This is a genomic window from Streptomyces sp. bgisy159, from assembly GCF_965341775.1.
Taxonomy (GTDB): domain Bacteria; phylum Actinomycetota; class Actinomycetes; order Streptomycetales; family Streptomycetaceae; genus Streptomyces.
In genome coordinates this window covers 285382-305026 of sequence record NZ_CBDQZH010000001.1, presented here as the reverse complement: position 1 = coordinate 305026, position 19645 = coordinate 285382, and the positions used below count along the sequence as shown (strand labels likewise).

Below are 19645 nucleotides of genomic sequence, written 5' to 3'. Positions count from 1 at the left end.
CACGGGGACCGGGGCTCCTGGACGGCGGAGGCGGAGGGATTTGAACCCTCGATGGGCTTTAAGGCCCAAACCGCATTAGCAGTGCGGCGCCATAGACCGGACTAGGCGACGCCTCCAGCACAGCCGCTCGCGTGTGTGCGAGTGGTGCGTGCAGATGATGACACAGCCGAGCGCGGTGTCACCAATCGGGCTCCACGGTACTAGGACGGTGGCCCGCAGGGCAAAGGACCCTGCGGGGAATCCGGCGCAACGCGCGGGGCGCTCGCGCGTTGGGCAGGGCATGTCCGAGGTGGTGTTTCTGCGTCGCGCCCGTGCTCGCTTCCATGCCCGTGCCCACGACCGTGCTCGCTTCCATGCCCTTGTCCATGCCCGTGATCGCATCCGGGGGCGGGGACGGGTCCTCGCCGGTGTCGTGGCGGTCCTGTGCGCCGGGGTGTCCGGTGGGCCGGCCTTCGGCGGGGCCGTGGCGGCGGGCGAGCCGGGGGAAGGGGACCGGCTCGTGGTGGCCGTGCGGGACTCCGGCGAACTCGGGCTCGACGGGACGCGTGAGCTGTACTGCCACCCCGCGGGAGGTGATCATCCGGACGCGGAGGCCTCCTGTGCCCGGCTCGATCGGAACACCGTGTGGGGCGCCGATCCCTTCGCGCCCGTGCCGACGGGAAGCGTGTGCACCTTGCAGGACGGGGGGCCGGTCACCGCGCATGTCACGGGGTGGTGGGCCGGGCGGCCCGTGGACGCCGTGTTCCGGCGGGGAAACGGGTGCGAGATCGAGCGGTGGGAGCGGATGGTGCCCGTACTGCCCGCGCTGCGGACACGCCCCGACACGGAGCACGCCCCGACGCAGTAGGCCCCATCGTGGCATGCCCGACGCAGTGCGCCCGACGCAGCACGCCCCGGTTCACCACGCCGCAACACAGCATGCCGCCCGTCAGCGCCCCCGGTCGCCACATCCCGCACACCACAACGCCTCAGAGCCTGCGCCTCTCGGGTGCGCCGTCCCCGTAGCCGCAGAAATCCCGCCCGTTCCGCGAAGGTCTCGCGGAGCCCCTGCGGGTGGGGTGTGCCGCTCATACGTTCTGGGTCACTTCGTCGTGCGAGGTCCCTCTCATCCGGCCGCCCCGGCGTAACCCCAGCCCTTAGACTCCCTCCCGTGACACCCCGCGGCCCGGTTGGCAAGATGGCCCGAGCGGCCCGAGTGGTCGGCAAGGTGCGGTAACAGGGAGGAAGCGTCTCGTGAGCAGCAGGCCGTCCCGAGGCGCTGCTCGCCTCGCAGCCATACTGGACGCGCTCCCCGACGCGTTGTTGCTGGTCAACGCGAACGGGACCGTCGTCAACGCGAACACCATCGCCCTGGAGGCCTTCGAGACGCCGGGAACCGCGCTCGTCGGGCGCGGGCTGCTCGATCTGCTGCCGGAGTTCGACTCCAAGCTCATCCCGGGCTCCATGCGGCGGCCCGACCACATGGACCCGCGGGGGCGGACCAAGCCGACCCGGATGATCGCCCGGCGCACCGACGGCTCCGAGTTCCCCGTCGAGGTCACCAGCGCCAACCTGGAGAACAGCCAGCAGGCCTACGACAGCTACGGCCACAGCGGCGACGAACTCCTGATGCTCGTCGTGCGGGACCTCACGGGCACCGTCGACACCGAGGCCGAGCTGGCGCGTTCTCAGCGGCAGACCGAGATGATCCTGCGGGCCGCCTCCGAGGGCGTGGTCGGCACGGACACCGACGGGCGGATCGTGCTCGTCAACCCGGCCGCCGCCCAGATACTGGGTTACCGGGCCAGCGACCTCGGCGGCAAGGAGCTGCACACGCTCGTGCTGCACTCGCGCGCCGACGGCTCGCCCTTCCCGTACGACGAGTCGCCGCTCGCCGACACCCTGCGCTCGGGGCGCAAGCACCGGGTGCGCGGACAGGTGCTGTGGTCCAAGGGCGGGGACAAGGTGTCCGTCGACCTGACGACGGCACCGGTGCGCGACGGCGACCAGCTCGTCGGCGCCGTCATGACCTTCACGGACCGGCGGCCCTACGAGACGCTCGCCGAGGAGAAGGCCGACATCGAGAAGCGGCACGCGGAGGAGTTGGAGCGGCTCGCCGAGGAGCACGCCTCCGACCTCACCGCGCTGCGCCAGCAGCACGTCACCGAGGCCGAGGAACTGCGGGAGCGGCACTCCGAGGAGCTGGCCGCCGGGGAGGAGCGGTACGCCGCACTCGCCGAGCGCGAGAAGGACCGTTACGAGGCTCTCGCCGGCCGGCACGAGCAGCTGCTGACCCTGCTCGGGCAGTCCCTGCGCGGGCCTCTCGACGAGCTGCGCCGCGAGCTGGCCGCACTCGCCGCCGACGACGCCGGGCAGCTGTGGCCCGAGGCCAACCAGGTGCTGCACCACCTGTCCGCCGGGTACTCGCGGATCACCACCCTCATCGACAACGTCCTCGGGTACCAGTCGCTCGACGCCGGGGAGCAGAACGTCTCCCGCGTGAAGGTGATGCTGGACGCGGTCGTCGCCGCCGGGGTCGACGGCGCCGTGGAGCTGATCGGTCCGGGGCGGGTGCAGTTCGCCGTACACGCGCCGCCCATCGAGGCCGAGGTGGACGCCCGGCTCCTCGCCACCGCCCTCGCCCACCTGGTCGCCGACGTGGCCGGTGTCGACGCCACCGGGAACGCGCCCGTCTCGGCGGGCGGCTACATGGACAACACGGTCGTCGTGGCGGCGGCGCAGCGCGGTGAGGTCGTACGGATCGAGGTGCGCGGGCCCTACTCCGGCGGCGACCCGGTGCACGAGCCGATCGTGCGCGGGATCGTGCGCGCGCACGGCGGTGTGCTGCAGACGCACGAGGTGCCGGGCATGAGCGGCAGCGCGTTCGTGCTGGAGGTGCCACTCGGGGGCGGCGCGGGTGCCGTACCGGTCGAGGCGGGGACGCACGCCGTCGAGACCGTGGGCGGGGAAGGCGCGGTCCCCCAGGGTGCCGTCGGCGCTGCGGGCCCCGCCGGGGCGGGCGGGGCCGGCGAGAACCCGGCCGGTGGCGGGCGTCGGCGGGCCCGGCGGGCCTCCACGGACGCCTTCCTGGACGGCGGTGACGGGGCGGGCGGCGCCGAGGGCGCGCTCCCCGCCGAGGCCGGGGCCGGGAGCGCAGCGCCCACGGGGCGGCGGCGCCGACGGGCCGCCGCCGCCGAAGAGGTGCCGTCCACGGGGGCTGAGATCGCCCTCTCCGGCGCGGCCGGTGCGGCCGCCCCCGCCTCCGGTGGGACGGGGCGGCGGCGCGGGCGGCCCGCCGAGGGCGGTGCCGACGCGGCCGGGGTCGCCGAGGGTGCCGTGGTCACCGCCGCCGAACACGCCGCCGGCGCCGCCGCCTCCGGTACCGGGCTCGGGAGCGCCGTGCCGCCGCAGGGCGTGCCCGCGCCCGGCGGCGGACGGGCGCTGCGGGCCGCGGACCAGGGAACGGGCCCGCAGGGACCGTCCTCGGAACGGCACGCGCTGCCGCCCGCCCTGCCCGCCGTCGCGAGTGACAACGCCGGCCAGGGGCAGGGACCGGGACAAGGACAAGGACAAGGACAAGGCGAGGTCCAGCGGCAGGAGCAGGGCGACGGGGCGGGGGGCCGGCCGACCGGACGTCGTCGGCGTGCGCTCGCCGCGGCCCAGGAGCGCGCCGAGGCGCAGGAAGCGGCACCGCGCACGGTGTTCGCGCTGCCCCCGGCGGAGGCGGATCGCGGTGCGGGCGGTGACGACCAGGCCGCCGTGCCCGCACCCGAGGCCGGCCCCGCTGTTCCGGCGCCGGTACCGCCGATGCCCGTTCCCCCGGTGCCGGGCGCGCCCGTTCCGCCACAGCCCGGGGTACCGGGTGGGGCCGGGGTACCGGGTGGGGCCGGGGTTCCCGTGCCCGGCTCCGCAGACGGGTCCTCCCCTGACGACCACGGTCGGCACGACGCCGTTCCGCACGACCAGTCGGCCGACCACACCCCGCCGCAGCCCCACCCGACCAGCGCGCCTACCGGGCGCCGCCGCCGGGCCGCCACTCAGGCAGCGCCTCAGACCGCCGACGCGGCGGGGCCGGGTCAGGAAGGAGCCGCTGCACCGGGGCAGGCTCCCGGGCAGGGCGTTCCCGGGCACGCCCAGATTCCGGGGCAGGCCCCCGCGCCCGGGCAGGCCCCCGCGCCTGGGCAGGTTCCCGTCCCCGGGCAGCCGCAGCTCCCGGGTCAGGCTCCGGTGGCCCCGCTTCCCGGGCAGGCCCTTGCTCCCGTGCAGGCTCCCGTGCCGGGGGGAGTTCCCGTCCCCGGGCAGGCGGAGCTTCCCGGGCAGGTCCAGGTCTTTCCTCAGATCCAGGTTCCGGCCCAGGGCCAGATGCAGGTTCCGGCCCAGGGCCAGGCCCAGGTTCCGGCGCAGGCGGTGCCGGGGCCTCAGCCGGGAGTCGTCGTTCCGCCGCAGGGCGGTGACCGCGCGGCGCCGGGTGTGCAGCCCGCCGTGGGAGCCGGGCCCGCGCCGATGCCCGGGCAGGCTCTCCCCCCGCAGAGCCGTCCCCAGGACCAGGCGCAGGCGCCCGCCGCTCCCGTCCCGCCGAACGCCACCCCCTCCCAGCCCCTGCCCGCCGAGGCGATCCCCGCGGCGCGGCCGGTGCAGGGCGGCACCCCCGCGCCGGGAACCCCGCTGCCTCCGGAGAACGCCACCGGCTCCCGGGCGGCACAGCCGCTCCCGGCCGAGTCCGCCGCCCAGGCCGGTCCGGCCACCCCGGCACCGCCGGCCGCCCCGGCATCGCCCGACACCCCGGCAGCCCCGGGCGCCCCCGGCACGCAGGGCGTGCCCACGCCGCCGCCCGCCACGGCTCCCCCCGCGGCGACTCCCGCCGCGCCCCTCGCGCCGGTCCCGCCGGTCCCACCGATGGACCCGAACTCGACGCAGGGCCGTGCCATAAGCGTGCGCACGCTCGGGCAGGGGGTGCCCTTCACCCGGCAGGCGGCGCAGGTACAGCAGGTCGGGCGCCCCGGGCAGCAGGGCGGCACCCTCGGAAGTGCCGCGCCGACGCCGCACCCGGTGCCGAGCGGTTCGACGCCCGCGCCGCACGCGCCGGGCGGCTCGGGACGCCGCCGGAAGCTGGGGACGCCGCCCGACCCGGCCGCGCGTCAGCACCCGACGGGCGAGCAGACCGCCGTACCGGCCACTCCGACGCCGCAGGCGCCGCAGGCGCCGGCGCCCGCTGAGGCGCAGACGCCGGCGCCGCAGGCGTCCCCGCTGCCCCCGGCGGCCCAGCCGCAGCCCCCGCACCCGTCCCTCGGCGGACAGCCCCGGCCGGTGCCGGGCACCGAGGGGGCCGGACGGTCGTACGCCATAGGGGCGCCGGACGAGAACGCCGCCGAGGGGCCCGAGCCGCTGGACGGGCCGGGCGGGGCCGTGGAGGTCGCCGATCCGCCGCCCCCGCAGCCGATGGACGACGAGCTGCCGCCGGAGCCGCTGGACAACCCGCGTCGGCTGCTGGTCTGGCCGGCACCGGACGTCGGCACCCAGCAGGCGCTGAGCGACCGCGGGTACCGGCCGGTGATCGTGCACTCGCGCGAGGAGGTGGACGCCCAGATCGCGGCCTTCCCCGCCGCGCTCTTCGTCGACCCGCTCACCGGACCGATCACCCGCACCGCGCTGCAGTCGCTGCGGCAGGCGGCGGTCGCCGCCGAGGTGCCGGTGATGGTCACGGCCGGGCTGGGGCAGGCGACGCGCGAGGCGGCGTACGGTGCTGATCCCGCCGTCCTGCTCAAGGCGCTGGCGCCCCGGGACAGCGAGCAGCACCCGCCGCGCGTGCTGCTGATCGAGGAGCACGCCGAGATCGCGCTCGCGCTGACCGCGACGCTGGAACGGCGCGGGATGCAGGTGGCACGGGCCGCGAGTGACACGGACGCGGTGACGCTGGCGGGGCAGTTCCGGCCGAACCTGGTGGTGATGGACCTGCTTCAGGTGCATCGGCACCGGGCCGGGATCGTCGACTGGCTGCGGGCGAACGGGCAGCTCAACCGCACCCCGCTGGTCGTCTACACCGCCGCCGTCGATCCGGTGGACCTGCCGAGGCTGGCGTCCGGGGAGACCGTGCTGTTCCTGGCCGAGCGGTCGACCAGTGCCGAGGTGCAGAGCCGGATCGTGGACCTGCTCTCCCGCATCGGCACCAACTGACGCGCCGAAACCACCGGAACCGCGACCGACCCGGCCGCACCGGGACCGAACCGGCCGAACCGGGACTGCCATGGCCGAACCGGGACCACCGTGGCCGAGCCGACCGGCGCGTCGGCGGCGCGGCACCGCACCACCGCGGCCTTCCCCGCCACGGCCCTAACCACCGGCCGGCGCGACGCGCCGCGAGGCGCGTCCCACCCCCGGGCCGGGCGCCCGGCGTCGGCAAGGCGGTCAGCCGTCAGCGGTCAGCCGTCCGCCGTCAGCCGTCAGCGGGCGACCAGTCGGCGCGCCGCCTCCTTCACCGAGGCGCGCAGGCGCTGCTGGTCGGCGTCGTCGGCGCCCACCACGATGCGCCGCATCTGGGGGACGACGGCGGCCCAGTTGGCCAGGGCGATCAGCAGGAAGAGCAGGTCACGGGCGGGGATCGCGTCCGTGACGACGCCGCGGGCCTGGCCGTCGCGCAGGGCGTCGATCTTGTGGCGGTAGTGCTCCCGGCGCTCGCTCTCGTCGGGCAGCTCGACGGTGCCGCCGTACTCCATGCCCTCCCAGAAGAGCAGGCGCAGCACCTCGGGGTGGGCGACGTGGTAGTCCATGACCCGGTCGATCCAGCCCTCGATGTCGTCGGGGTCGACGGGCACGGCCTCGGCCAGGCGGAGCATCGCCTTCTCCAGCACCTGGGTGAACAGCTGGGCCTTGTTGCCGAAGTAGGCGTAGATCAGCTGCTTGTTGGCCTTGGCCTCGGTGGCGATGCGGTCGATGCGGGCGCCCGCGATGCCGTGCCGGGCGAACTCGGTGACCGCCGCGTCGAAGATGCGGGCCTTGGTCGCCTCGGGGTCCCTGACTGCTGCCATGGGCACAGGGTAGCGCCACCGTCAACCAACTAGTTGGTTGACGGGAATGGGCGGGCGCCGCAGACTGTTCCCCCCAGCGCCAACCAACTGGTTGGTTACCACTTCGGAGGAGTGACCGCACCCATGGCGTCTCCCACGTCCCCGACCGCGACCGCCCCGGCCCGCATCCGCGCCCGCACAGCCCCTCCCCCACCGCCTGCCGTCCGCGGCGGCGGCCCCTTCCTCCTCCTCATCGGCCTGTGCACCGCCGTCACCGCCGCCAACATCTACCTCGCCGCCCCGCTGCTCCCGCTGATCGCCCGCGCCTTCGGCACCACGCCGTCGGCCATGACCTGGATCGCCTCGGTGGCCCAGTTCGGGTACGCGGCCGGGCTGCTGTTCTTCGCCCCGCTCGGGGACCGGCTGAGCCGTCGCACCCTGGTCGCCGCGCTGTCCGCGGCCGCGGCCGGCGCGCTGGTCGCCGCTTCGCTCGCGCCGGGGACGGCCGTGCTGGCGGCCGCCGTGTTCGTCGCGGCCGCCGCGACCGTCGTGCCGCAGCTGCTCGTCCCGCTGATCGCCGAGCGGGCCCCGGCCGACCGGCGGGCCCGTCATGTGGCGGCGGTGATCGCCGGGCTGTTCACCGGCATCGTCGCGGCCCGCGTGCTGGGCGGTCTGGCCGGACAGGCGTTCGGCTGGCGATGGGTGTTCGCGGGCTCGGCCGCGCTGACCCTCGCCCTCGGCCTTGCGACCGCCCTCGCCCTGCCCGCCGAGGGGCGCCGAGGCCGGGGGCCGCTGTTCTCCGGCCTCGCGGCGCTGCCCGGGCTGTTGCGCCGCTCGCCCGACCTGTGGCGCGCGAGCCTGCGGCAGGCCGGCATGTTCGGCGCGTGGAGTGCCCTGTGGACGTCGCTGACGCTGCTGCTGACCGGGCCGGCGTACGGCCTGTCGACCGCGACCGCGGGCCTCTTCGGCCTGTTCGGGCTGACGGCGAGCGCGGTGGCGCCGTTGGCGGGCGGTCTGGTGGACCGCTTCGGCGCGGCCAGGGTCGTCGGTACGGCGTACCTCCTGGCCGCCGGGTCCGTACCGCTGTTCTGGCTGGGCGGCCACGCACTGGTGGCCCTGTTCGTGGCCGCCGTCGCGATCCACGCCGCGCTGGTCGCGTCGCACGTCGCCAACCAGACGCTCGCCCTGACCACCACCGCCATGCCCGCCACCGCCAACACCGCGTACGTCGTCTCCGGCTTCGCCGGCGGCGCCCTCGCCTCGGCGGCGGCCGGCCCGGCCTACGGGCACTGGGGCTGGAGCGGGGTGACGGCGGTGGCCGGCGTGTGGCTGCTGATCGGGTGGGGGGCGACGGCCGTACGACGGTGAGGACCCCGGCATACCGGTGACGCGAGAGCCCGAGAGCCCGAGACCGCGAGGCGCGAGAGCCCGAGGCCGCCGGACCCGGCACCACACGACCACGAGGCTCCACGCGGCTCCCCGGGACCCCCGAGGCTCCCCGCGGCTCCCCGGGACCCCCGAGGCTCCCCGCGGCTCCCCGGGACCCCCGAGGCTCCCCGCGGCAGCCCGCTGCCGGCCGAAACCCGGTCGCCGGACCCCGAACCGGTCACTACGGTGGCCGGAACCGCGAACGCCCGCCGCAGAAACCGGAGTTGCCCGTGCCGCCGAGGATGAGACTCACCGCCGTGACCCTGGACTGCCCGGACCCCGTGGCCCTGGCCGCCTTCTACGAGCGGGCCACCGGCTACGCGCCGCACCCCGGGAGCGACGCCGACTTCGCCGGTCTCCTGCGCGAGGACGGCCTCGCCCTGGGCTTCCAGCGCGTCGACGACTACACGCCGCCGCGCTGGCCCGACCCGACCGCCCCCCAGCAGTTCCACCTCGACTTCGAGGTGCCCGACCTGGCCGAGGCGGAGACGCTGCTGCTGGAGCTCGGGGCGACCAGGCCGGGGCCCCAGCCGGGCGGCGAGCGGTGGCTCGTGCTGCTGGACCCGGCCGGGCACCCGTTCTGCGTACTGGAGGAGCGCGGGCAGGTCAGAGGCGGGTGACGTCCAGGTCGCCGTCCGCGTACCGCCGGCGCAGCACCTTCTTGTCGAACTTGCCGACGCTGGTCTTCGGCACGGCCTCGACGATGGTCCACCGCTCCGGCAGCTGCCACTTGGCGACCTTGCCCTCGTCGGCGAGGAAGGCGCGCAGCGACTCGAAGTCGGCGGTGGCGCCCTCCCTGAGGACCACGGTGGCCAGGGGGCGCTCGCCCCACTTGTCGTCGGGGACGGCGACGACGGCGGCCTCGGCGACGTCCGGGTGGGACATCAGGGCGTTCTCCAGCTCCACCGAGGAGATCCACTCGCCGCCGGACTTGATGACGTCCTTGGCGCGGTCGGTGAGGGTGAGGAAGCCGTCCGGCGAGATCGTCCCCACGTCGCCCGTCTTGAGCCAGCCGTCCTCACTGAACTTGTCGGCGGGGCGCAGCGGTTCGGCGTCGGGGCCGTTGTAGTAGGCGCCGGCGATCCAGGGACCGCGCACCTCGAGCTCACCGGCCGACTCGCCGTCCCAGGGGAGGCGTTCGCCGCCGGGGCCGGTGAGGCGGCCCTCCACACTGGCCGGGAAGCGGCCCTGCGTGAGGCGGTAGGCGAACTCCTCGTCGGTGCCGACCGCGTGGGCCGGCGGGCGGGCGATGGTGCCGAGCGGGGAGGTCTCCGTCATGCCCCAGGCGTGGCACACCCGCATGCCCAGCTTGTCGAACGCCTCCATGAGGGAGGGCGGGCAGGCCGAGCCGCCGATGGTGACCTGGGCGAGCGAGGACACGTCGCGCGGGCGGGCGGTCAGTTCGCCGAGCAGGCCCTGCCAGATGGTGGGGACGGCGGCCGCGTGGGTCGGCTTCTCGCTCTCGATCATCTCGGCGAGCGGGCCGGGCTGCAGGAAGCGGTCCGGCATCAGCAGGTTGACGCCGGTCATGAAGGTGGCGTGCGGCAGGCCCCAGGCGTTCACGTGGAACTGGGGCACGACCACCAGCGAGGTGTCCGCGTCCGTCAGCCCCATCGACTGGGCCATGTTGACCTGCATCGAGTGCAGGTAGATGGAGCGGTGGCTGTAGACGACGCCCTTGGGGTCGCCGGTGGTGCCGGAGGTGTAGCACATGGCGGCGGCCCGGCGTTCGTCCAGCTCCGGCCAGTCGTAGGTGGTGGGCTTGTCCGCGATGAGGTCCTCGTACTCGTGGACCCGGGCGGTGGCACCCGCCAGCAGGGAGCGGTCACCGGGGCCGGTGACGACGACGTGCTCGACCGTCTTCAGGTGCGGCAGCAGCGGGGCGAGCAGCGGCAGCAGTGAGCCGTTGGCGACGATCACCTTGTCGGCGGCGTGGTTGACGATCCACACCAGCTGCTCGGCGGGCAGCCGCAGGTTGAGGGTGTGCAGGACCGCGCCCATCGAGGGAATCGCGAAGTACGCCTCGACGTGCTCGGCGTTGTTCCAGGCCAGGGTCGCGACCCGGTCGTCGTCGCGGACGCCGAGGTCGTCGCGCAGGGCGTGGGCGAGCTGGGCGGCGCGGGCGCCGATCTCGGCGTAGGAGCGGCGCTGCGGGGCGCCCTCTCCCGTCCAGGTGATCACCTGGGAGGTGCCGTGGACCGTGGACCCGTGGGTCAGGATCCTGGAGATCAACAGCGGTACGTCCTGCATGGTGCTCAGCACGGCGTCCTCCCGGGCGACACGGCGACTTTGCCTACGCGGTGGTAACAGTGCGCTGATTCTGCGCACATACCAGGCGGTATGTCACTAGGGATGGATGATCGATCAGTGACGGATCACCGCGAACGGCCGCCGGCCGCCGCCCGACGTTTCCGCACATTCCTCGTCACGACCGGACAAGCCCCAGCTCAGGGTCGTCCCGGAGCTTGCCGAGGGCGCGCGACACGGCCGACTTCACCGTGCCGACCGACACGCCGAGCACATCAGCCGTCTGGGCCTCGCTGAGGTCCTCGTAGTAGCGCAGCACCACCATCGCACGCTGCCGGACGGGCAGCTTCAGCACCGCGCGCCACATCGCGTCGTGCAGCGCCTGCCGCTCGGCCGGGTCGTCGTCCTGCCCCGGCAGCGGCTCCGGCTCCGGCAGCTCGTCGACGGCGAACTCGTCGACCTTGCGCTTGCGCCACTGCGAGGTGCGGGTGTTCAGCAGGGCGCGGCGGACGTAGCCGTCGAGCGCCCGGTGGTCCTCGATCCGCTCCCACGCGACGTACGTCTTGGCCAGCGCGGTCTGCAGCAGGTCCTCCGCGTCGCTCGGGTTCGCGGTCAGCGACCGGGCGGTACGCAGCAGCACCGGCTGGCGGGCCTGGACGTACGACGCGAAGGACGGGTACGCCGGGGACAGCGCCACCGCGGTCTTCGCCACCGGGGTCTTCGCCACCGCGGTCTTCGCCTCCGGGGCGCTGGTGCGGACGGGTGTGGTCATGGCTCCACGCTAGGTATGCACCCCCCTGCGTCGGATCGGCCCAAGGTGCCGAAGCCACGTCCGCCTCAGGTTGTAGGGGTGGTGCCGGCTCCACCTCCTGGAGGTGGAGGGCGGCCCCGGGGGGCCTCGGGGGTGTGCGGGCTCCGCCAGGGTCCCTCAAGGGTGCTGCGGGGGCCGGGGGGCGCGGAAGTGCTGCGGGGTGCAGCGGGTCCGGGGGCGCGGAGGTGCTGCGGGGTGCAGCGGGTCCGGGGGCGCGGAGGTGCTGCGGGGTGCAGCGGGTCCGGGGGCGCGGAGGTGCTGCGGGGTGCAGCGATCGCGGGGGAGGTACCGCGGGTCCGGGGTCCCTGGCGGTGCTGCGGGAATCACCTGGGGACGGGTGAGGCCGGCTCGGCGTGCTCAGGCGTCCGCCGCGAGGACGAGAGCGGAGGTGGGCACCCCCGTACCGGCCGTCACCAGGGCGCGGGCGGCGCCGGGGACCTGGTTGACGGAGGTGCCGCGCAGCTGACGTACCGCCTCCGCGATGCCGTTCATCCCGTGCAGGTACGCCTCACCGAGCTGGCCCCCGTGGGTGTTCAGCGGCAGCCGGTCCGCCGCGACGAACGCGGCGGCCTCGCCGGGCGCGCAGAAGCCGAACTCCTCCAGCTGCATCAGCACGAACGGGGTGAAGTGGTCGTACAGGATCCCCACGTCGATGTCGGCGGGCGTCAGGCCCGAAGAGCGCCACAGCCGCCGCGCGACCACGGCCGTCTCGGGGAGGCCGGTGAGGTCACCGTCGTAGAAGCCGCCCCGGTAGTAGCTGGTCATCTGCTCCTGGGCGCGGCCGGCGCCCTGCGCGGCCGCCGCCACGACGGCGGGCGGGTGCGGCAGGTCCCGCGCGCGCTCCAGGGAGGTCACGACGACGGCCTGGCCGCCGTCGGTCTCCTGGCAGCAGTCCAGCAACCGCAGCGGCTCGACGATCCAGCGGGAGGCCGCGTGGTCGGCGAGGGTGATGGGCCGGCCGTGGAAGTGAGCGGCCGGGTTGGTCGCCGCGTGCCGGCGGTCCACGACCGCGACGTGCCCGAACGCCTCCGGGGTCAGCCCGTGGACGTGCAGGTAGCGCTGGGCGGCCATCGCCACCCAGGCGGCCGGGGTGAGCAGCCCGTGGGGCAGGGTCCAGCCGAGCGCGACGCCCTCCGCGGACGGCTCGCGCCGGGTGACGCCGGCGCCGAAGCGGCGGCCCGAGCGCTCGTTGAACGCCCGGTAGCAGACCACCACCTCCGCCATGCCCGACGCGACCGCCAGCGCCGCCTGCTGCACGGTCGCGCAGGCCGCGCCGCCCCCGTAGGGGACGCGGGAGAAGAACGACAGTTCGCCGATGCCGCACGCCTGGGCCACCGTGATCTCCGGGCTGGTGTCCATGGTGAAGGTGACCATGCCGTCGACGTCGGCGGGTCGCAGCCCCGCGTCGGCCAGGGCGGCGCGCACCGCCTCGGCGGCCAGCCGCAGCTCGCTGCGGCCGGAGTCCTTGGTGAAGTCGGTGGCCCCGATGCCGGCGATGGCGGCCCGCCCGGCGAAGGCGTCCGTGCCGCGCGCGCTCATCGGGAGGGCTCCTCGTCCGCCGCCGAAGGAAGCGTCAGCGTGGCCGTCGCCGTCACATGGCGGCCGAGCCGGTTGTCGCCCACGACCCGGACGACGACCGTGTCGCCGTCCGCCCGCTCGACGGTGCCGCTGAGGACCAGGGTGTCCCCGGGGTGGCTGGGCGCGCCCAGGCGGACGGCGAGGCGGCGCAGCACGGCGGCCGGGCCGATACGGTCGGTGAGATAGCGGCCGACCAGGCCGTTCGTGGTGAGGATGTTCAGGAAGATGTCCGGGGAGCCCTTGCTCCGGGCGGCCTCGGGATCGTGGTGCACGTCCTGGAAGTCGCGCGAGGCGAGCGCGCCGGCGACGATCAGCGTGCGCGTGACGGGGATCTCGAGCGGCGCCAGCGCCTCACCCGGCCGCATCGGGCACCCCCTCGAACACCGGCAGCACCAGTTCCTCGTCGTACGCGCGGAACGCGAGCCGTACCGGCATGCCGATCCGCACCTCGTCGTACGGCACCCCGCTCACCCCGGCGACCGTCCGCACCCCCTCCGCCAGTTCCACCAGGGCGACGGCGTACGGCGGGTCGAAGCCCGGGGGGCGGGGGTGGTGGACGACGACGTAGGAGTGGACCGTGCCCGCGCCGCACGCCTCGACCGTGTCCCAGCCGGGGGCGCCGCAGGCGGCGCAGCCGGGCAGCCAGGGCAGGCGGAGGGTGCGGCAGGCGGTGCAGCGCTGGATGAGGAGGCGGTGGTCGCGCACGCCCGCCCAGAAGCCGGCGTTGTCCCGGTTGACGACCGGGCGGGGCCGCCGGGCACTCGACTCACCCGGCCTCACCCGTTCAGCGGGTTCAGCCGGTTCAGCCGGTTCAGCCGGTTCAGCCGGTTCAGCCGACCGCGCGGCGGCCGGGGCGTACTTGAGGACGCGGAAGCGGTGGGTGCCGGCGAGGTCGGGGCCGACGCGGATGTCGGTACGGGTGGTGATGAAGTAGCCGGTGCCGAGTCGGGTGGTCTTGCGGTCGGACACCGACTCGATGACCGTGTCGAAGGTGATCTCGTCGCCGGGGCGCAGGGTCCTGACGTACTCCTGCTCGCAGTCGGTGGCGACGACGGAGGTGCAGCCGGCCGCGTCGAGCAGGGCGAGGAGTCCGGCGTAGGCGGGGGTGCGGGCGTGCGGGCCGGACAGGCCCGCCATCGTCCACACCTGAAGCATGGCGGGCGGGGCGACGGCGTCCGGGCCGGTGAAGGCGGGGTTGGTGTCGCCGACGGCCTCGCACCAGTGGCGGATCATGGCGGCGTCGACGGGGTCCCGGCCGGGCGCGGCGACGACGGCGGCCCGCCCCTCGTACCCCTTCAGCCGGACGGCCAGGTCGTCCTGCACGGCTGCGCTCCTCCCGCTCGGCGGCCTCCGCCGGAACCGTCCGGCCGACCGCGGTTTCTGACTGTCCGTCAGGTGCGACACGCTGTCAAGCGTGCCGGTGCCGGCCGCCGGAAGCGGCCGGCGGGCCCGGAGACGCCCCACCGAGCGGCCCACCAGGCGATCCACCAGGCGATCCACGAGACAGTCCGCCGGGCAGTCCGCCGGGCAGTCCGCCGAAAACGTCTGCGCGGCGATGCCGAAGCACCGCCGCGCAGACGCGTTACCACCCCACAGAGCACACCCGACGAGGAGAGCGGGGGGCCGGCGGGAGCACCGGGCGCCGGCCCCCTCGGCTCACCACCAGAACGGCGCGAAGCTCACGGCCACATTGCTGTTGCCCTGGTTGATGGCGGTGAACGCCGAGCCGCTGACCTGCGCGGTGTTGCTCTGGTTGCTCGCACCGGAGCCGACGGCGTTCTGCTGCGTGGTGGACGAGTTGCCGTTGTTGTCGTGCCCGACACCGCTGCCGACGACGCTCGCCACACCCGCGTTCGATCCGTCGTCCGCGAAGCCGCCGTTGTCCGCCGCCGCGACGCCGGAGAAGAGGGCGGCTGCCAGGGGAAGGGCGGAGACGGCGGCGATGACGCGGGCGGTACGGATGCTTGCCATGTTGTTCCTCCAGAACAAGGGGCGCTGCGTGCGTGAGTAGTGCTGGTACTGCTGCTGCACGGCCGCACTGCCGCACCGCTGGGGTGCTGAAGTACGGCTTTCACCAGGGCAGTTGGCCGTCCGCTCCTGGCTTGATGACGACGTCGCGAGATCAGGATTGCCCACCGAAACCCCGGCGAACCACCCCGGAAGCCGCGATTCGCACGCAAGCGTGAGGACAAGTCGAGAAACCCCCTTCACCACCTTTCCCGGACGCCACCTGCGCCCCGGGCGCGTCGCACGAGCTGACCCGACAGACGACACAGGAGACGAATCGTTCCCGCACTTTTCCGGCCAACCTGACCGATCCGGGCGCGCCGGACCTTCACCCCCCTTCCCGCATTCGAATATCCGTACGAAAATGAAGCATGGCCACCAGCGACCGGCCTTCCCGGACCCGCGGGAGCGCTGGGACACCAGCGACGCATGGGGCCCCTGAGGCCTCGGGCGGCCCGAGGGCACCGGCGCCGACGAGCCCCCGGCACCCCCGCCAGGCCGCCGCCCTCGCCCTGGCCCACGCGCTGTCGGCCGCCGAGCACGGTCTGGCCGTCATCCCCCTGTCCCGTACCAAACTCCCCGCTCTGCGCTCCCCGCACCGCGGCGAGCCGCGGCCCCCCGGCCGCGCCCCGGCCCCCGCCGCCCCGCCCTGCCGGGGGGAGTGCGGCCGCTTCGGCCACGGCGTGTACGACGCCTCCACCGACCCCGCCCGCATCCGCGCGATGTTCGCCGCCGCCCCCTGGGCCACCGGGTACGGCATCGCCTGCGGACTGCCCCCGCACCACCTCATCGGCCTCGATCTCGACACCAAGACCGGCACGGACGCCCCGGCCGCCCTGCGCGCGCTGGCCCGGCGTCACCGGTTCACGATCCCGCCGACGGTCGTCGTACTGACCCCCTCCGGAGGCCGGCACCTCTGGCTCACCGGCCCGCCCGAGGCCGTGATCCCCAACTCGGCCGGGCGGCTCGCCCCCGGCATCGACGTCCGCGGAGCCGGCGGCTACCTGGTCGGCCCCGGTTCCCGCACCGCCCACGGCACCTACACCACGGCCCCCGGCACCGAGAGCCTCCCGCCGGCACCCTGCCCGCGCGCCCTCCTGCGGCTGCTGCTCCCACCGCCCCCCGCGCCCCGTCCCGCGCCCGCGTACACCGGGGGCGCACACGGGCAGGGCCTCGTCCGGTTCGTCCTCGCCGCCCGCGAGGGCCAACGCAACACCCGCCTCTTCTGGGCCGCTTGCCGCGCCTACGAGACCGGCCTCGGCCCGGCCCTCACCCCCGCCCTCCTCACCGCCGCCCGCCACACCGGCCTCACCCACCACGAGGCCTCCTCGACCGTGGCGTCGGCGGAACGGTTCACGCGAGGCCACGTCCACACCCCTGGCCGGTGAGCGCCGGACACACGAAGGGCGCCCCTACGACGAGGAGCGCCCTTGACGACATGCACGAGCGGTGCAGTCCGCGGTGGGTGTGGGATTTGAACCCACGGTGACTCGCGCCACGACGGTTTTCAAGACCGTTCCCTTAGGCCGCTCGGGCAACCCACCCGTGCCCCGCCCACCAGGGGCGGAACGGCTACAGAGTACCGGCCTCCGGCGGTGTGTGAGGCCTGTGCTCCCCACTGGACCCGCAGTGCGCCGCCGCGAGGGGGTGGTGCCGACCGCTGCCGAGCCCGTCGCCCAAGTGGGGCCCGGGGCACGTCCGCTGCGGGGAACAGCGCTGCGGGCTGCGGTCACGTCCGCGCGCGGCCCGGGTCCGGACGCCGCCCAGGCGCGCGGGGCGGGCGAAGGGGAATGTCGCCCCGGCCCTGCGGCATCGGCCGCCGCCCACGCGCGCGGGTGGGCGGCGGCCGGCGTTGGTCAGCTGTCGCCGGTGCGGGAGCCGAGGACCACGTCGACCGTGTGGGTCTTGCCGTCGCGCTCGTAGGTGAGCGTGACCTTGTCGCCCGGCTTGTGGGTCCAGATCTCGCCGATCAGGGTCGGACCGCTGTCGATGACCGTGTCGTCGAACTTGGTGATGACGTCGCCCGGCTTGAGGCCGGCCCGGTCGGCGGGGCCGCCCGGCTCGACCGCGGCGGAGCCGCCCGCACCCTGCTCGGTGATCTTCGCGCCGTCGCCCGACTCGTCCAGCGTGACCGACGCGCCGATCTTGGCGTACACCGGCTTGCCCGTCTTGATCAGCTGCTGGGCGACGTACTTGGCCTGGTTGATCGGGATGGCGAAGCCCAGGCCGATCGAGCCTGACTGGCCGGAGCCGCCGAAGCCGCCGCCGCCCGTCGACTGGATCGCGGAGTTGATGCCGATCACGTTGCCGTGCGCGTCCAGCAGGGGGCCGCCGGAGTTGCCGGGGTTGATCGACGCGTCCGTCTGCAGCGCACTCATGTAGGAGGCGTTGCTGCCACTGCCGTCGCTGGAGGCCACCGGGCGGTTCTTGGCGCTGATGATGCCGGTGGTCACCGTGTTGGACAGGCCGAAGGGCGCGCCGATCGCGATGGTGGAGTCACCGACGGCCACCTTGTCGGAGTCGCCGAGCGGGAGCGGTTTGAGGTCCGACGGCGCGTTCTTGAGCTTGATCACCGCCACGTCGTAGCCCTGCGCGTGGCCGACGACCTCCGCGGCGTACTTCTTGCCGTCGGGGAACGTCGCCGTCAGCTTGCCGCCGTCGACGGCGTCCGCGACGACGTGGTTGTTGGTGACGATGTGGCCCTCGGTGTCGAAGACGAAGCCGGTGCCGGTGCCACCCCCGCCGCTGCTGGACTCGGCCTCGATGGTGACCGTGCTCGGCAGTGCCGTCGCCGCGACCGCGGCGACCGTGCCCGGGTCACGCTTGACCGAGCCGCCGGTGTCGGAGGCGGAGACGGTGGTGGAGCTGCTGTCGTCGTGCTTGGCGAGCGCGTAGCCGAGGCCGCCGCCCAGGCCGCCCGCGAGGAGGGCGGCCACCAGGACCCCGGCGATCAGTCCGCCCCGGCCCGACTTCTTCTTCGGCGCGGGCTGCTGGGGGTAGGGGACTCCGCCGCCCCAGCCGCCGTCCGCGTGGCCGCCGTGGCCCGCGTCGGAGTACGACGGCGTGGCGGCCGGCGGAGGCGGCCAGGCGCCACCCGCGGTCGGCGCACCGCCGTGCGCCGTCTCCCCGTAGCCGGCGGCCGGGGCCCCGTGGTGCGGGGCGGGCGCGGCGCCGTACGCGGGAGCGCTCGACGTGTCCGGCCCGGCGCCCTGGGGCGCCCCCGGGGCCGGGTGCTGCGGCGGGCTGGGCGGCGGCCAGTTCGCCTCGGCGGCGGACGGGGCGGGGGTGGCCGGGGCCGCCGAACTGGGCTCGGTCGCGCCGGTCGGCGCGTCAGTGGTCTCCGGCGTCCGGGGCGCGTGCGGACCCTCGGGGCCGATGCCGGACCGCGTCACGGTCTCGTCCGTCCGTGCCGTGACCGCGGGAGATTCCACCGGCACGGGGGGTGCAGACGGGGCCGGGGGTACCTCGGTGCCCTCGTTCTCGGTGCTCACAGCTCTTCTCCTCGATCCACGGCTGTTCTCGTCGGTCGCACTGGGCCGCGCCGCTCACGCCTGTTCACGCCTGTCGCCTACCAACGCCTCAGCTTTTCCCACGGGCCGTCAGAGCACCATAAGCCGTGGCCATGGGGGTGAAGCCAGTCCTTATAAGGGACATTACGGGCATTCTGTCTGCTTCTTAGGAACATCTCACGAGTGGCACCATGACGCGGTGACCCACGCACGGCAGCAGTACCCCATTCAGGTCGTCGCTCACCGAGGTGCCTCCGAGGACGCGCCCGAGCACACCCTGGCCGCGTACCGGAAGGCGATCGAGGACGGCGCGGACGCGCTGGAGTGCGATGTGCGCCTGACCGCCGACGGCCATCTCGTCTGTGTGCACGACCGGCGCGTCAACCGCACCTCCAACGGCCGCGGCGCCGTCTCCGCGCTGGAGCTGGCCGACCTCACCGCGCTGGACTTCGGCTCGTGGAAGGCCCGGGAGGCGGTCCGTACGCGAGACGAGGAGCCCGACTGGGAGGTCCGGCCCGAGGCCGAGGAACACACCTCCGTCCTGACCCTGGAGCGGCTGCTGGAGCTGGTCGCCGACGCCGGGCGGCGCGTGGAACTGGCCATCGAGACCAAGCACCCCACGCGGTGGGCCGGGCAGGTCGAGGAGCGGCTGCTGGTTCTGCTGAAGAGGTTCGGCCTGGACGCGCCCGCGACTCCCGCCGGGTCCCCCGTCCGGATCATGAGCTTCTCGGCTCGTTCGCTGCACCGCGTGCGGGCCGCCGCGCCGACGCTGCCGACGGTCTATCTGATGCAGTTCGTCTCGCCCCGGCTGCGGGACGGGCGGCTGCCGGCCGGGGTCGGCATCGCGGGCCCGTCCATCCGGATCGTGCGCCACCACCCGGCGTACGTGGAGCGGCTGAAGGAGAACGGCCACCAGGTCCACGTCTGGACGGTGAACGAACCCGAGGACGTGGCGCTCTGCGCCGAGCTCGGCGTGGATGCGATCATCACCAACCGGCCACGCGCGGTACTGCATCAGCTCGGCGCGTGACCCGCACCGTGCCGGCTCCGCGTTCCGGACGCAGCTTCGCGCCCGCCCCGTA

At 74.8% G+C, this 19645-nt stretch carries 14 protein-coding genes and 2 tRNA genes; 6 read left to right on the top strand and 10 right to left on the bottom strand.

The annotated features are described in order from the left end of the window. Positions 1 to 25: 25 nt before the first annotated feature. Positions 26 to 116, bottom strand: a tRNA-Ser gene (locus ACSLTV_RS01415). A 317-nt stretch (positions 117 to 433) separates the two neighbouring features. Between ACSLTV_RS01415 and ACSLTV_RS01410 the strand changes: the two genes are divergently transcribed. Together ACSLTV_RS01410 and ACSLTV_RS01405 are read left to right on the top strand one after the other, a co-directional pair. After that, the gene (locus ACSLTV_RS01410; protein ID WP_432136639.1) at positions 434 to 847 is read left to right on the top strand and encodes an SSI family serine proteinase inhibitor; all 414 of its coding nucleotides are present in this window, start codon (positions 434 to 436) and stop codon (positions 845 to 847) included. Positions 848 to 1233: 386 nt separating this feature from the next. Beyond that, positions 1234 to 6153 carry a PAS domain-containing protein gene (locus ACSLTV_RS01405; RefSeq protein ID WP_435611478.1) on the top strand — a complete coding sequence of 1640 codons (4920 nt, stop codon included), beginning with the start codon at positions 1234 to 1236 and terminating at the stop codon, positions 6151 to 6153. A gap of 266 nt (positions 6154 to 6419) precedes the next feature. Here the strand turns inward: ACSLTV_RS01405 and ACSLTV_RS01400 are convergent, their stop codons facing one another. Continuing rightward, positions 6420 to 7004: a TetR family transcriptional regulator gene (locus tag ACSLTV_RS01400; RefSeq protein ID WP_432136637.1), complete on the bottom strand. Its 585-nt coding sequence runs from the start codon at positions 7002 to 7004 to the stop codon at positions 6420 to 6422. A 123-nt stretch (positions 7005 to 7127) separates the two neighbouring features. Here ACSLTV_RS01400 and ACSLTV_RS01395 point away from each other — a divergent pair, with 123 nt between their 5' ends. Next, positions 7128 to 8351 carry an MFS transporter gene (locus tag ACSLTV_RS01395; protein ID WP_435611477.1) on the top strand — a complete coding sequence of 408 codons (1224 nt, stop codon included), beginning with the start codon at positions 7128 to 7130 and terminating at the stop codon, positions 8349 to 8351. Between the two features lie 290 nt (positions 8352 to 8641). Further along, the gene (locus ACSLTV_RS01390; RefSeq protein WP_432156519.1) at positions 8642 to 9031 is read left to right on the top strand and encodes a VOC family protein; all 390 of its coding nucleotides are present in this window, start codon (positions 8642 to 8644) and stop codon (positions 9029 to 9031) included. Here ACSLTV_RS01390 and ACSLTV_RS01385 read toward each other — a convergent pair. The 6 genes from ACSLTV_RS01385 to ACSLTV_RS01360 form a co-directional block, all read right to left on the bottom strand. Continuing rightward, positions 9018 to 10673 carry a long-chain fatty acid--CoA ligase gene (locus ACSLTV_RS01385; RefSeq protein ID WP_432156520.1) on the bottom strand — a complete coding sequence of 552 codons (1656 nt, stop codon included), beginning with the start codon at positions 10671 to 10673 and terminating at the stop codon, positions 9018 to 9020. The two genes, ACSLTV_RS01390 and ACSLTV_RS01385, sit on opposite strands and share 14 nt — an antisense overlap. A 163-nt stretch (positions 10674 to 10836) precedes the next feature. Continuing rightward, the gene (locus ACSLTV_RS01380; protein WP_432136634.1) at positions 10837 to 11430 is read right to left on the bottom strand and encodes a SigE family RNA polymerase sigma factor; all 594 of its coding nucleotides are present in this window, start codon (positions 11428 to 11430) and stop codon (positions 10837 to 10839) included. A 396-nt stretch (positions 11431 to 11826) separates the two neighbouring features. Next, complete coding sequence (locus tag ACSLTV_RS01375; RefSeq protein WP_435611476.1) at positions 11827 to 13008, bottom strand: lipid-transfer protein; 1182 nt, start codon at positions 13006 to 13008, stop codon at positions 11827 to 11829. Then, entirely contained in the window at positions 13005 to 13412 is a 408-nt protein-coding gene (locus ACSLTV_RS01370) for a MaoC/PaaZ C-terminal domain-containing protein (RefSeq protein WP_432136632.1), read from the bottom strand. Before ACSLTV_RS01370 ends, ACSLTV_RS01375 begins: the two co-directional genes overlap by 4 nt. Continuing rightward, positions 13399 to 14370 (bottom strand): bifunctional MaoC family dehydratase N-terminal/OB-fold nucleic acid binding domain-containing protein, encoded by a 972-nt coding sequence (locus tag ACSLTV_RS01365; RefSeq protein WP_435611475.1) that lies wholly within the window; start codon positions 14368 to 14370, stop codon positions 13399 to 13401. Before ACSLTV_RS01365 ends, ACSLTV_RS01370 begins: the two co-directional genes overlap by 14 nt. Before the next feature lie 333 nt (positions 14371 to 14703). Continuing rightward, positions 14704 to 15018 carry a hypothetical protein gene (locus ACSLTV_RS01360; protein WP_432136630.1) on the bottom strand — a complete coding sequence of 105 codons (315 nt, stop codon included), beginning with the start codon at positions 15016 to 15018 and terminating at the stop codon, positions 14704 to 14706. Between the two features lie 407 nt (positions 15019 to 15425). On the opposite strand from ACSLTV_RS01360, the gene ACSLTV_RS01355 reads away from it, so the two are divergent. Further along, entirely contained in the window at positions 15426 to 16442 is a 1017-nt protein-coding gene (locus ACSLTV_RS01355; protein ID WP_432136629.1) for a bifunctional DNA primase/polymerase, read from the top strand. 71 nt (positions 16443 to 16513) lie between these two features. Here ACSLTV_RS01355 and ACSLTV_RS01350 read toward each other — a convergent pair. Together ACSLTV_RS01350 and ACSLTV_RS01345 are read right to left on the bottom strand one after the other, a co-directional pair. Continuing rightward, positions 16514 to 16598: transfer RNA gene (locus tag ACSLTV_RS01350), tRNA-Ser, on the bottom strand. Between the two features lie 312 nt (positions 16599 to 16910). Continuing rightward, the gene (locus ACSLTV_RS01345; protein WP_435611474.1) at positions 16911 to 18545 is read right to left on the bottom strand and encodes a S1C family serine protease; all 1635 of its coding nucleotides are present in this window, start codon (positions 18543 to 18545) and stop codon (positions 16911 to 16913) included. Positions 18546 to 18762: 217 nt separating this feature from the next. Here ACSLTV_RS01345 and ACSLTV_RS01340 point away from each other — a divergent pair, with 217 nt between their 5' ends. Next, on the top strand, positions 18763 to 19593 hold the full coding sequence (locus ACSLTV_RS01340) for a glycerophosphodiester phosphodiesterase (protein ID WP_435611473.1): 831 nt from the start codon (positions 18763 to 18765) through the stop codon (positions 19591 to 19593). Positions 19594 to 19645: the final 52 nt, after the last annotated feature.